At 64.7% G+C, this 12,817-nt stretch carries 14 protein-coding genes; 4 read left to right on the top strand and 10 right to left on the bottom strand.

Annotated features, from left to right (window positions below):
• Positions 1-15: 15 nt before the first annotated feature.
• Positions 16-369, bottom strand: a complete 354-nt coding sequence (locus tag AC2FNJ_RS01510; protein WP_496761839.1) for a TfoX/Sxy family protein — start codon at positions 367-369, stop codon at positions 16-18.
• Positions 370-489: 120 nt separating this feature from the next.
• Between AC2FNJ_RS01510 and AC2FNJ_RS01515 the strand changes: the two genes are divergently transcribed.
• Positions 490-1,716: a cytochrome P450 gene (locus AC2FNJ_RS01515; RefSeq protein WP_496761841.1), complete on the top strand. Its 1,227-nt coding sequence runs from the start codon at positions 490-492 to the stop codon at positions 1,714-1,716.
• Between the two features lie 9 nt (positions 1,717-1,725).
• Here the strand turns inward: AC2FNJ_RS01515 and AC2FNJ_RS01520 are convergent, their stop codons facing one another.
• On the bottom strand, positions 1,726-2,307 hold the full coding sequence (locus AC2FNJ_RS01520) for a carboxymuconolactone decarboxylase family protein (RefSeq protein ID WP_496761842.1): 582 nt from the start codon (positions 2,305-2,307) through the stop codon (positions 1,726-1,728).
• 147 nt (positions 2,308-2,454) lie between these two features.
• Between AC2FNJ_RS01520 and AC2FNJ_RS01525 the strand changes: the two genes are divergently transcribed.
• Positions 2,455-3,561 carry a hypothetical protein gene (locus AC2FNJ_RS01525; RefSeq protein ID WP_496761844.1) on the top strand — a complete coding sequence of 369 codons (1,107 nt, stop codon included), beginning with the start codon at positions 2,455-2,457 and terminating at the stop codon, positions 3,559-3,561.
• Positions 3,562-3,565: 4 nt separating this feature from the next.
• Here the strand turns inward: AC2FNJ_RS01525 and AC2FNJ_RS01530 are convergent, their stop codons facing one another.
• Genes AC2FNJ_RS01530 through AC2FNJ_RS01540 form a run of 3 tightly spaced genes read right to left on the bottom strand, consistent with a single transcriptional unit; the run spans position 3,566 to position 5,434 of the window.
• Positions 3,566-3,907, bottom strand: a complete 342-nt coding sequence (locus tag AC2FNJ_RS01530) for a carboxymuconolactone decarboxylase family protein (protein ID WP_496761846.1) — start codon at positions 3,905-3,907, stop codon at positions 3,566-3,568.
• 10 nt (positions 3,908-3,917) lie between these two features.
• On the bottom strand, positions 3,918-4,679 hold the full coding sequence (locus AC2FNJ_RS01535; protein ID WP_496761847.1) for an amino acid ABC transporter permease: 762 nt from the start codon (positions 4,677-4,679) through the stop codon (positions 3,918-3,920).
• Positions 4,680-4,693: 14 nt separating this feature from the next.
• The gene (locus AC2FNJ_RS01540) at positions 4,694-5,434 is read right to left on the bottom strand and encodes an amino acid ABC transporter ATP-binding protein (protein WP_496761849.1); all 741 of its coding nucleotides are present in this window, start codon (positions 5,432-5,434) and stop codon (positions 4,694-4,696) included.
• Positions 5,435-5,562: 128 nt separating this feature from the next.
• Between AC2FNJ_RS01540 and AC2FNJ_RS01545 the strand changes: the two genes are divergently transcribed.
• Positions 5,563-6,333: a transporter substrate-binding domain-containing protein gene (locus tag AC2FNJ_RS01545; RefSeq protein WP_496761850.1), complete on the top strand. Its 771-nt coding sequence runs from the start codon at positions 5,563-5,565 to the stop codon at positions 6,331-6,333.
• 59 nt (positions 6,334-6,392) lie between these two features.
• Here AC2FNJ_RS01545 and AC2FNJ_RS01550 read toward each other — a convergent pair whose 3' ends face one another.
• Entirely contained in the window at positions 6,393-7,001 is a 609-nt protein-coding gene (locus AC2FNJ_RS01550) for a helix-turn-helix domain-containing protein (protein ID WP_496761851.1), read from the bottom strand.
• 53 nt (positions 7,002-7,054) lie between these two features.
• Between AC2FNJ_RS01550 and AC2FNJ_RS01555 the strand changes: the two genes are divergently transcribed.
• Positions 7,055-7,798 carry a creatininase family protein gene (locus AC2FNJ_RS01555; protein ID WP_496761853.1) on the top strand — a complete coding sequence of 248 codons (744 nt, stop codon included), beginning with the start codon at positions 7,055-7,057 and terminating at the stop codon, positions 7,796-7,798.
• Here the strand turns inward: AC2FNJ_RS01555 and AC2FNJ_RS01560 are convergent.
• The 4 genes from AC2FNJ_RS01560 to AC2FNJ_RS01575 form a co-directional block, all read right to left on the bottom strand.
• The gene (locus tag AC2FNJ_RS01560; RefSeq protein ID WP_496761855.1) at positions 7,795-9,171 is read right to left on the bottom strand and encodes a sensor histidine kinase; all 1,377 of its coding nucleotides are present in this window, start codon (positions 9,169-9,171) and stop codon (positions 7,795-7,797) included. The two genes, AC2FNJ_RS01555 and AC2FNJ_RS01560, sit on opposite strands and share 4 nt — an antisense overlap.
• The gene (locus AC2FNJ_RS01565) at positions 9,164-9,844 is read right to left on the bottom strand and encodes a response regulator transcription factor (protein ID WP_496761857.1); all 681 of its coding nucleotides are present in this window, start codon (positions 9,842-9,844) and stop codon (positions 9,164-9,166) included. Before AC2FNJ_RS01565 ends, AC2FNJ_RS01560 begins: the two co-directional genes overlap by 8 nt.
• Before the next feature lie 163 nt (positions 9,845-10,007).
• A complete protein-coding gene (locus tag AC2FNJ_RS01570; RefSeq protein WP_496761858.1) occupies positions 10,008-11,450 on the bottom strand; it encodes a Do family serine endopeptidase in 1,443 nt (480 codons plus the stop codon).
• A gap of 815 nt (positions 11,451-12,265) precedes the next feature.
• The coding region (locus AC2FNJ_RS01575) for a nucleotidyltransferase family protein (protein WP_496761859.1) at positions 12,266-12,817 on the bottom strand (552 nt) is incomplete at its 5' end.

A 12,817-nucleotide genomic window follows, 5' to 3' on the forward strand; every position in this document is an offset into this window, starting at 1 on the left:
AGATATGGCGCGGCCTTAGTCGTTGTCGGGCCTGAGATCCGTGGGGGCGACGCGCACCCCGATGGCGTCCAGCTCGGCCAGGATCCGCGAGTCAGGTGCGGCGGCCACACGCGCCTTGATGCGGTCGAACCGTTGGCGCAGCGCCTGTTTCTCGTCGCCCTTGCAGTCGTTCCAGGGTCGGCCCTGCAGCCCCATGACAAGCACGTAGTAGCCGATGAAATGCGGGCGCGTTCCCGCCCTGATCACGCGCGCATAGGCCTCGTCCGGTCCCAGATCGCGCAATTCCTGCGCCGAACGGATGCCGGCGCGGGCGCAGGCCCGCTCGAAGGCGGGGCCGAGGTTGCGGATCGAGGAGACGGGGTCGGCCATGGACCGTTTCTAGCGCCGCCGGCGGGCGGTGTCACCCGGCCGCGCGGCTTGCCCGTGCCCACGGGCTGGGATACCCAAGACACCGGGAGCGCGCGATCGTGACACCGGCAGGGAGGCCACATGAACGCATTGGACATCGCGGCGGCGGCACGGCGGCTGGATCTGACCGATCCGCCCGAGGGCTTCGTTGAAAACCCGTTCCCCTATTATGACGCGCTTCTGCAACATGCGCCGGTGCTGCCGCAGCCGGACGGCTCGGTTCTGTTGAGCCGTCACGCGGATCTGGACCGGATCTATCGCGACACGACGCTCTATTCCTCGGACAAGAAGGCGATGTTCGGGCCGAAATTCGGTGTCGGCTCTCCGCTGTTCGAACATCACACCACCTCGCTGGTGTTTTCCGATCCGCCCCTGCACACGCGGGTGCGCAAGATCATGACCTCGGCGCTGACGCCGCGCGCCATCGCCCGGATGGAGCCGGGGCTGATCGCGACCGTCGATCATCTGCTGGATGCGATGGAGGGCAGGGACCGGGTGGATCTGATCGAGGATTTCGCCTCGACCATCCCGATCCAGATCATCGGCAACCTGCTGGATGTTCCGATGGAGGAACGCGCGCCGCTGCGCGATTGGTCGCTGGCCATTCTCGGCGCGCTGGAGCCGGCGCTGACGGAGGATCAGCTGGCGCGCGGGCACCGGGCGGTCGAAGAGTTCAAGGCGTATTTGGAGGATCTGGTGGCGCGGCGGCGCGCCCGTCCCGGCGATCCGGAAACCGATGTCCTGACGCGGCTGATCTGGGGCGAGGGCGCGGACGAGAAGCTGAGTGAAATCGAGCTCTTGCAGAACTGCATCTTCATCCTGAACGCCGGGCATGAGACCACCACGAACCTCATCGGCAACGGCCTGGCCCTGCTGAACGATCACCCGAACCAGAAACAGCGGCTGCTGGACGATCCCGAACTGATCGCGCCGGCGGTCGAGGAAATCCTGCGATACCGCTCGCCCAACCAGCTGGGCAACCGGGAGACCACCGCCGAGATCAAGCTGGACGGGATGCGGGTGCCCAAGGGCACCAACCTGCACCTGTGCATCGGCGCGGCGAATCGCGACCCGGCGGTGTTCGATGATCCCGCCCGGTTCGACATCACGCGCAAGCCGAACCGGCATCTGGCCTTTGCGGGCGGGCCGCATGTCTGCGTCGGCCTGACCCTGGCGCGGATGGAGGGGCGCGTCGCCATCGGGCGGCTGCTGTCCCGCTACCCGCGCTATCGCCTGCTGGACGGGCGCGTGCGGGGCGGTCGGATGCGGTTCCGGGGCTATGCGGCGCTGCCGGCGGTGCTGGGCTGAGACCGGAGCTCAGTCGTCGCCCTTGTAATAGCCGATCACGTCGTTCTCGGTGGTGCAGCCCAACCCGTTGAGCAGGCGGTTGGAATAGTTGAAATAGGCGCAGACCTGATTGACCTCGAGGATTTCCTCGTCGGTCGCGCCGGCGATCTTGAGCGCCTCGAAATCCGAGATCACCATCTTGCCGACATCCGTCGTCAGCTTGGCGGCATAGCGCAGCAGCGCCAGTTCCTTGCCGTCGAAGACATCCTCGGGCCGGTGCGCCTTGAGGGCCAGAAAGATCCGGTCGCTGCGGTCCTGATCGCGCAGCAGATTGCGCACGTTCATGAAGTGGTGGGTCAGCGAATAGGTGCAGTCGTTCAGGATCGAAGTGTAGGAGGCGACCACTTCGAGAAACCAGAAGGGCAGCGTGTTGTCGTCGGAATGAAGGACGGAACGGTAGAGCGTGACATGGCCGTTCATGGTCTCCGGCCGCAGGGAGTGCACGCGCATGACGGTGTCCACCGTGCCGTGCGGCGTGCGCGCCTTGTCGAGCAGGTCTTTCAGGCGGCCGCTGGCCTCGTCATCTCCGATCATCCGAATCCAGGCGCTCATGCGGGTCTCCGTGCTGTTTTCCCAGAAGGTAGGGGAATTGAGTGCCGATACGCCATGAAAAATTTCTACTGGTAGTAAATTTCTCTGGCGCCAGGCGCGATCCCGGCGTTAGGGTCGGGCGGCAACCACGAAACGCGGGGGCGCGGAATGGAACCAGACCTTCAGGCCGGTGCGGACAACCTCTTGCGGACTTGCGCGGGCTTGTCTGCAGGGGATCGCGTGCTGGTTCTGCACGAGGCGCCCGACGAGGACTACTACGACGCGGGCCTTGTCGATGCGGTGGTCGCGCGGGCGCGGGCGTTGGGCATCGCGGTTGAAACCGAGGAGGTTCCGGTCTGTCCCGACGGGGCCCATCCGGATGCGGCACTGATCGACCGGATGAAACGGGTGGACCGGACGTTGTTCCTGGCGCGGTACGGCGACCAGATCCGGTTCAATTCCGGCATGGCCGGGATCAGTCCGATCATGTGCTATGCGCTGGATGGAGGGCTGCTCGCCTCGGGGTTCGGGCGCGGAAACCATCGCGGTTTCGTGGCGCTCAAGGATGTGGTGAACGCCATGCTGGAAGAGGCAGGGGAAATCCACATCTCCTGCCCGCTGGGAACGGATTTCAAAGGGCCGGGCGCGCGCTTTCCGGACACCGCATCGGATGTGTCCGTCACCCGGTTTCCGATGCTGGTCTTTGCGCCGGTTCCGGCCGGCAGCTTTTCGGGTACGGTGGTGCAGCACGGGTTTTTGGTGGGCACCGGATCGCGGTTCTATGCTCCCTATGCCTGTCCGCTGGAGTCGCCCGTGCGATTTGCCATCGAAGGCGGACGGATCGCCGGTCTGGACGGCGCCGAAGCGGATGTCCGGGCGGCGCGGCGGCACTACGACTGGGTCGGAGCGCAATTTGGCATCGATCCCTGGTTCGTGCATTCCTGGCATGCCGGGATTCACCCAGGCTGTGCCTATGACCGTCCGGTGGCGGCCAATTTCGAACGCTGGAGCGGGGCGGCCTTCGGAAATCCGCGCCTGCTGCATTTTCACACCTGCGGGGCCTATGCGCCGGGTGAGATTTCACTGAACGTGCTGGATCCCACAATCCGCATCGACGGCGTGGCGGTCTGGGACCGTGGTGTGCTCGACCCCGGGCGGATACCGGGAGCCGGAGACATCTTGCGGGAACATCCGGAGATCGCCGATCTGTTCGCAAACCCGTCCCGTCAGGTCGGCCAGTGCCCGGAGGAGACCCTGTCGGGCCACTGGACCTGAAACCTCAGCCGCCCTCGGAAAACCTGTCGTAAGCCTTGAGCGCCTTGGCGGAATAAGCCAGCGACGGACCGCCGCCCATATAGGTCGCCATGGCGAGCGCCTCGCACAATTCGGCGCGGGTCAGGCCCAGGCGCACCAGCGAGCGGGTGTGAAACCCAATGCAGCTGTCGCAGCGCGTGGCAATCGCGATGCCGAGCGCCATGATTTCCTTGGTCTTTTCGTCCAGCGCGCCGCTTTTTTTGGCCGCCGCGCCCATGGTGCCGAAGCCCTTGATGGTGTCCGGCACCTCCTTGGCGTAGGTGGCGATGTCGGCCTCGATTTCGGCCATGAATGCGGTCCAGTCCATAATTGTCTCCTCAGCCGCGTTCGTCCGATCCCATCCGCCGTTCCAACCAGCGCACCCCGGCGCTGATGATCAGGACCAGAACGAGGTATTCGAGGATCAGAAGGGTGTAGATTTCCAGCGGGCGGTATTCGGTGACCACCAGTTCATTGGCCCGGCGCGTCAGTTCCTGCATGCCGATGACGCTGGCAAAGGCGCTCATCTTGACGATGTAGATGAACTGGTTCGCCAGGGGCGGCAGGATGCGCCGGATCGCCTGCGGCAGAACCACGTAGCGCATGGTCTGGGCATAGTTCAGCCCGATGGTCTGGGCGGCCTCGCTCTGTCCCTTCGGGATCGACTGGATACCGGCCCGGTAGATTTCGGCGGTAAAGGCGCTGTCGGAGATGGCCAATGTGATGATCGCGCCCCAGAACGGGTCGATCGGGATGTTCAGCCCCATGGACTGGAACACGATGGGCAGGCCGTAGAACACCCAGAACAGCATCGGCAGCAGGGGGATGGAGCGGATGAACTCCACATAGACCCGGTTGACCAGCCGGACGCCCCAACGCTTGGACAGACCGGGCAGCGCGACGAGCAGGCCCAGCACGATCGAGATCGCGGCGGCGATCAGCGAGATCAGGATCGTGTCGCCCATGCCCGAGATCAGGAACCTGACATTGGTCCAGCCCGACTCGGTGCGCGGGTCGATCACGTACCAGCCCCAGGTCGAAGAGCTGGAACAGGCCGAGAGCAACAGGATCGGTGCAAGAAGTATGAATATTTTCCGCATGTTGTGCGCTGCTCTCAATGTTGCAGGATCTGGCTGAGGAACTGCCGGCACCGCTCGGATCGCGGATTGGCGAAGAAGGTGTCGGGCGGGCCTTGTTCGACGATCTCGCCGGCGTCCATGAACACCATGTTGTCGGCCACCTTTCGGGCAAATCCCATTTCGTGGGTCACGACCACCATGGTCATGCCCTCCTGCGCCAGTTCCACCATCACGTCGAGCACTTCGGAGATCATCTCGGGATCGAGCGCCGAGGTGGGTTCATCGAACAGCAGCACCTTGGGCCCCATGCAGAGCGAGCGGGCGATGGCCACGCGCTGCTGCTGCCCGCCGGACAGCTGGCCGGGGCGTTTCAGGGCCTGATCGGGAATGTGCACGCGTTCCAGATAATGCCGGGCGCGCTCCTCGGCCTCCTTGCGGGATAGCCCGCGCGCCTTGATCGGGCCGAGGGTCAGGTTTTCGAGCACGGTGAGATGCGGAAACAGGTTGAACTGCTGGAACACCATCCCGACTTCGGACCGGATCGTGGCGACGGATTTGGGATCGTTGGTCAGTTCGATCCCATCGACCCGGATCGTTCCCTTCTGGTGCTCCTCCAGACGGTTGATGCAGCGCACGACGGTGCTTTTTCCAGATCCGGACGGCCCGCAGATCACCACCTTCTGCCCGCTTTCCACCGTCAGACTGATGTCCTTGAGCACGTGGAACGTGCCATACCATTTGTTGACGCCCTGAAGCTCGATCGCAGTTTCCGGCATGGCATCCTCCCTGGGACATTTTCCTGAGGGGAAATTTTTTTCTTGAGACTAAGAGTTATCTTTGCCTTAAATCAAGCGACAATCGGTCTATCATGACCGGAACGACAAGCCACCAACGGGAGATCGAGATGAAACATTTGCTCAAGGCAGCCGCCGTCGCGGTGATGGGGTTGGTCCTGTCCGGCGCGGCGCAGGCGCAATCGGCGCTCAACGACATTCTGGACAATGGCGTGCTCAAGGTCGGCACCACCGGCGACTGGAATCCGATGACGCAGCGCGATCCGGCCACCAACAGCTACAAGGGGTTCGACATCGATGTGATGACCGAGCTTGCCAACGATCTGGGTGTTGAGCTGGAATTCGTGCCGACCGACTGGAAAACGCTGGTGAACGGGGTGGTTGCGGGCAAGTATCACATCACTGGATCGGCTTCGATCTCGCCGCCGCGCATGAAGGTGGCCGGGTTCTCGGAAAGCTACATCGCGGTCGAACTGTATCCCTATACCACCGAGGACAAGGCGGATCGGTTCGACGGCTACGATTCGATCAACAAGCCGGATGTGGTCGTGGCGACCACGCTGGGCACGACATTTGAAAAGCGCGTCCGAGAATGGTTTCCGAATGCCGAGATCAAAGTCGTTGAGGCCCCCGCGCGCGGATTTCAGGAAGTGCTGGCGGGGCGCGCCGATGTTTTCATCACCTCGAACATCGAAGGCTCGACGCTGGAGGAGAAGTTTCCCGTCGTGCGCGTGAAAGGGGCAGAGGCGCGGTCGCCCTCGCCGATCGCGATGCTGCTGCCGCAGCAGGATCAGATCTGGATCAACTACGTGAACAACTGGGTCAAGGTGAAACAGGCGCAGGGCTTCTTTGACGCCACCAAGGCGAAATGGGGTCTCTGACCGCATCCGGGGCCAGGCACGGGACGGGGTCGCGCCACGCCGCGCGGCCCCGTTCCTTTTCATGGATCGCTGGGTTCGGCCTTGGCCACCACGGTCACGAACCGGACCTTGTCGGTCAGCAGTTCCTCGGGGCGGTGGGCGCTGTTGCTGTCGAAGGACAGGCTGTCGCCGGGGCGCATGTGATAGGACCGGTCGCCGCAGCGAAAGATCATTTCCCCTTCGAGCAGATGCATGAACTCGATCCCGCGATGCAGATAGACGGGTCGCGCGGCCAGTGGCCTTTCCAGCGTGATGTCGTAGCATTCGAAGCTGACATGGTTCGACTCGGCACGCCCGATCATCTTGTAGGTATGGCCGAAATCGCTGCCGAGCCGCTGCACGGTGATGCCTTCGCCGGCGCGGACGAAGGACACGTCGGATCGTTCGATGGTTCCGGTGAAGAAATTGATCAGCGGTACGTCGATGGCGGCGGCCAGGGCTTCGAGCGTCGTCAGCGAGGCCGAGACCTGCCCGCGCTCGATCTTGGAAATCATCGCGGTCGAGACCCGTGCCCGCGCCGACAGCTCGGCCAGGGTGAGATTGGCGAGCGTGCGATGGTATTTGACCGCCGCGCCGACCTTTTGATCGAGCGATGATCCGGCGGGCGGCGTTGGGGCTGAATCTTCCATGCGCCGAGCCTAGTATGAGCGGATCGAAACCGAAAGAGCAGAGGAGCGGCACGGTGCAACTGGCACACATGACCTGGCGCGAGGTCGAGGCGCGGTTCGGGCAGGGTGCCTGTGTGCTGCTGCCCGTCGGCTCGACCGAGCAGCACGGCCCGATGGGCCGGATCGGCACCGACACGATCTGCGCCGAGGCGGTGGCGCTGCGGGCCGCGGCGCTGTGCGATGCGATTGTCGCGCCGGCGCTGGCCTATACGCCCGCCCCGTTCAACACGGCGTTTCCGGGCACGGTTTCGGTGTCTGTGCCGGTGTTCGAGGCGTTGGCGGGCGAAGTCGTCGGCGGGTTGCTGGCGCAGGGCTTCAGGGGCGTCTTCGCCGTCAACGGCCACGGGGCGAACCTGGCGCCGCTGCGGCGGGTTGCCGACCGGCTGGCGCCGGGCGCGCTGGCGCTGATGAGCTGGTGGGAGGCGCCGGAGGCCGACGCGCTGCGCAGATCGCTTTATGGCGATTGGGAGGGGATGCACGCCACCCCATCGGAAATCGCCATCACCCAGGCGCTGTTGGGGGCGTTGCCGGCGGGCGAGGCCGCGGAGCCACCGCGGAAGCTGTCGCCGGAGTTCATCGCGGCCCATGCCGGCGACAGGCATGGCCCACCGGACGAGCATCGCGCCCTGTTTCCCGATGGCCGGGTCGGATCGCATTCTGCGTTGGCCAGCCCGGAGGATGGCGCGCGCCTGCTGGACCTGGCCGCGCAGGGCGTGGCGGACAGGTTTCGGGCGTTTTCCGCGGATCGGTCCTCCTAGGCGACTGCGGCCTTTCCCAGCGTCAGTGTCGCCGCCAGGCCCGGCCTCCGGTTGTCGGCGTGGAACGCCCCGCCATGCATCCGCGCGATGGCGGCGACCAGAGCCAGGCCCAGCCCTGAATTGCCCTCGCTGCGCGCCGGATCCAGCGTCACGAAGGGCTGCGCCAGGCGGGACAGGTCGGCTTCGTCCACGCCCGGTCCCTGATCGGCGACGCTGAGGAATGGCCGGCCGCTTCGCATCCCCACGGACACGGAAATCGCGGAGTCCCGGGGCGCGTAGCGCAGGGCGTTCTCGATCAGGTTCGACAGGGCCTGCGACAACAACGCCCGGTGGCCGTGCGTGACCGTCGCACCGCCTTCGACGGTCATGGCGATCCCCTGGTCGGTCGCGAGCGGTTCGTACAGTTCCACGACATCCCGCGCCAGCTGGGCCAGATCGACGGATTCGAACTGATCCCGGCCGAGACCGGCCTCGGCCCGGGAAATCTCGGTGAGCTGGGCGAAGACCCGCAGCAGATGGTCCACTTCGGCCAGGGCGCGGGTTGCATCCTGTTCCCGCTCGGGGTCCGGACGGGAAAAGTCGGACAGCGCCTCGACGCGCTGGCGCAGGCGCGACAGCGGCGAGCGCAGATCGTGGGCGATGGAGTTTGAGGTGGTGCGCAGGTTGCTGACCAGTTCCTCGATCCGGTCCAGCATCTCGTTCAGCGTCTTGGCCATCTGGTCGAATTCGTCGCCGGTTCCGCGCAGGGGTATGCGCTGCGTCAGGTCGCCCGAAACGATGTCGTCGGCGGTTCGGGCGATGTCCTTGAGACGCGAGAACACCAGCCGCGTCAGCAGCCAGCCGGTCAGCAGGCTGAGCGCCAGCGCCGCGGTCAGCGCCAGGACGACCGATCGCAGCAGCACCCGGTCGAACTGTCGCCGGGCCGAGGCATCGCGCCCCACCAGCAGCCGGTCGCCGCCCGGCAGGCGGATCGAGGCGGCCGAGATCGGAACGGTTTCGCCCGAGACCGCCCGGATCACGTCGAGATCGACCCAGCCGCTGCCGGGCTCGACTCCGGCCGGCCACCGCCGCATGTTGCCCGCCAGAACCTTGCCGCTGGCATCGGTCAACAGATAGAGCGCATCGCGCTCGGCGGCGTTGACCAGCCGGCGGTTGATGGCGGTGATCAGCCCGATCATGCCCAGGCGTTCGAACTCGTCCGACAGCCCCGCCAGTTCGGCCGAGACGACCGAGCGGGTTTCGTTGGCGATGGTCCGGTTCGCGGTCACGTAGACCAGCGCCAGCACCGCGGCGGTCAGCAACGTGCTGAGAAACATGCTGGCCAGCACCAGCCGCGTGCGCGAGTTTCTGAGCAGCCGCTGGGATCTAGCCATCGGATACCATGTATCCGGCCCCGCGCACGGTTTCGATCAGGGGCGGCGCACCGCCCTCGTCGAGCTGACGGCGCAGTTTCGAGATGTGCACGTCGACCACGTTGGTGTTGGGGTCGAAGTGATAGTCCCAGACGCCTTCCAGCAGCATCGTGCGCGACACGACCCGGTTCTTGCGGCGCAGGAAGAATTCGAGGATCTGGAACTCGCGCGGGGTCAGGGTGATGTCGCGCCCCGCGCGCGTGACACGCCGGGTGAGCAGGTCCATTTCCAGATCGCGGCAGGTGAGGGTGGCGGACTCCTCCGTGTCCTGGGGGCGGCGCAGAAGCGCCTCGATCCGGGCATGCAGTTCCTGGAACGAAAACGGCTTGACCAGATAATCGTCGGCCCCGGCGCGCAGGCCCTTGACCCGTTCGTCCACCGCGCTCATGGCCGTGAGCATCAGAACCGGTGTTTTGAGCCCGGCGGCCCGGATCGACTTGATCAGGGACAGGCCGTCCAGACCGGGCAGCATCCGGTCCAGCACGATGGCGTCGAACCCGCCGTCGGTGGCGTGATAAAGCCCCTCGCGCCCGTCGGGCGCGACCTCGACGGTGAACCCTTCCTCGGAAAGCCCCTTGGAGATGAACTCGCGGGTCTCGGGGTCGTCCTCGACTATCAGTATGCGGCGGCTCATGCTGGGAAATCCTTTTTCCTTGATATACATCCGAGGAGTTGGAAATGCACGTGCCGGACGCGGTTTCCCGCGCCCGGCCGCCCGGCAGTTGGGGGACAATCCGGAACCGCCGGGTTTTGCGCGCGTTGGAACTCCCCATTAGCCACGCGCGCGTGGGCGCCGATCAGGCGATCCTGACCGTGACGAAGATCTGGCTGCCGCCGCGATTGATCAGCAGCAGGGCCGGATCGGTCTTTTCTTTCTCCAGCGCCGATTCCAGCGCCTTGGGGCTGTCGGTTTCCATGCCGCCGAGCTTGACGATCACATCGCCACGCTGCAGTCCGGCCTTGGCGGCGGGGCTGTCCGGTTCGAGCGACACGACCACCACGCCGGACACGTCCTCGCCGACGCCCATTTCGGCACGGGCCGTTTCGGTCAGCGGCGCCACAGATACGCCGAGCGAGGTGGGCGAGATGTCGTCATCCGCCTGTGCCGCGTCGGCCGAGGCCATCTGATGCGCGCCGATGCGGACGGTCAGATCCTGCTCCTTGCCGTCGCGCAACACCCTGATCTTGCTGTCCGCATCGACCTCGGCCGCGCCGACCAGCAAGGGCAGATCGCTGCTGGAGGTCACGTCCTCGTCGTTGAAGGACAGGATCACGTCGCCGGGTTCCAGCGCACCGTCCGCAGGGCTGTCCGCGACCACGTCGGACACCAGGGCACCGGTCGCGGCCTCCAGGCCCATCGCCGCGGCGATGTCGGGGCTGACGTTCTGGATCGAGACACCCAGCCAGCCACGCTCGACCTGACCATCGTCCATGAGGTCGGCGGCGATGTCCTCGACGATGTTCGAGGTCACGGCAAAGCCGAGGCCGACGGATCCGCCGGTGGGCGAATAGATGACCGAGTTCACGCCGACGACTTCGCCCTGCATGTTGAAGAGCGGGCCGCCGGAGTTGCCCTTGTTGATCGCCGCATCGGTCTGGATGAACTCGGCATACGGGCCTTGCGAGATGTTGCGGCCCTTGGCCGAAACGATCCCGGTGGTCACGGTCGAACTCAGACCGAAGGGGTTGCCGATGGCGACCACGTCCTCGCCGACGCGGATGCTGTCGCTGTCACCGAGGGTGACGGCGGGCAGGGCGCCTTCGGTTTCGATCTTGAGCAGGGCTATGTCGGTCAGCGGGTCGGTGCCGATGACCTCGGCTTCGTATGTGCGGTCGTCGCTCAGCCGGACCGTGACCGTGCTGGCGCCGTCGACGACGTGGTGGTTGGTGATGATGTAGCCGTCCTCGTCCAGAACGAAGCCTGAACCCAGACCCTGGCGCGGCCCTTTCGGACCCGACTCGGGCATTCCGAACTGTTCGGGCGCACCGAAGCGTTTGAAGAACTCGCCAAAGGGATGGCCCTCGAAGTCAAAATCCTGTCCGCCCGTGGGCGCCGGTCTTGCCTGCTGCTCGGCCAGGATGGTGACGACCGAAGGGGATACCTCTTCGATCAGGTCGGCCAGAGCCTCGTCGGCCAGGGCGGGCAGGGCGGTCGTGGTCAAGAGCGCCGCGCTCAGCGCGCTCGCGCCGGCCCATTTGGGCGCGAATGGGAAAAGGTTCGTGGAATTTCGAATGCTCATGGAGGTCTCCTGTAATCCGACCCGGTTCTGTCCCGGGCTTGATCACAAGGAATGGCAGTGCAACCTGAGGTGTTCCTGATCCGGACATTAAGAAATTTTCACATTCCGGTGCGATATGTGATAGGACTGTGTCAGGATCGGTGCGTATTGAAGGCCGTTCTTTGGGTGCCTGGATGGGAAACGCTCCGAATCGGTCCGGCACTTCCTTTCACGAAATGTGGCAAAAATGAGGCATTGTTCACGATCAGCGGAATAATGCCGCTGAAAAACCGGGATTGGTTGCCGGAAACTGTGTCCCAAATGGCAACACTCGGATTTGAATGTTATCCATTTCAAGTTGCAGCACCACAGGGCGGTTGAACAGGGTGCCGCGCGGATAGGCCTGTGGATAACCGGGAGAATGCGATAATTTCTATTTGAATATAGGATGGAACCGGCGAGCAAGCCGGAGAATCGCATTCTACCTTTGGGCGAGCAAGTCGGAATTTCGTCTAAAATCAAGCGACTTCCGGAAACTCAAAAAGGAGTGACGGGGAAAATTTTAGATTGTTTGAAATGGTCTGAATCTGTAAGCATGAACTTGCCTAGATGAGGGGAACTGTCGACGTCGAAGGCGTCCGAGAGTTTTTTGTTCTGATACTGGGAATGCTGTCCGCCCTGTTAACGAGGGGGTCTTGTGTTTGGTTGGCGGCGGCCTGGCCGGGAATATTCCGGAGCATTCTCAGGCAAAGGAAAACGAGTGGATATCATTTCTTAGGCAAGTGGCCCGGTTCTCTGCGACCGGGCCATCTTTCTTTCCGGGCCGTTCAGTGGGATCATTTCCGTCGCGTCTTGCGCCATGCAACCCAGGCTTCCGGCGTGTCCAGATCGCGGCGCGCGTTCTGGCCGGGCAGGGGCACGAGCCGCAGCCGGGACTCATTGCCCTGCACCACGGCCTGCGCTCCGGCATCTCCGGTCAGGGCGCAAAGCACGGGAAACAGCGCGCGGTCGAACACCACGGGATGACCGGGCGCTCCGTCTTCGGTCGCGCCCCGCCAGATCCGCATGTCCGGACTGTCGCGCACCGCGGTCAGCACCTTGCGCAGGTCGTCGGCGGTCAGGTCCGGCAGGTCCGCCAGCAGGATCATCACCGCCGGCGCATCATCGGGCAGGGCGGCCATGGCGGCGCGCAGGCTGGCATTCATCCCTTCGCGCGCATCGGGCACCGGGACGGTTTCAACCTCCAACCCCCGCAGGGCGTCGTATCGCGGATGCGGCGGGGGCGGCAGGGCGACGATGACCGGTCCGGCGTCGGCGGCGATCGCGGCGCTGCGGCGCAACAGCGGCTGGCCATCGACGGTTTCCAGCAGCTTGTCGATGCCGCCCAT

Source organism: Ruegeria sp. BHSB196 (assembly GCF_059613135.1).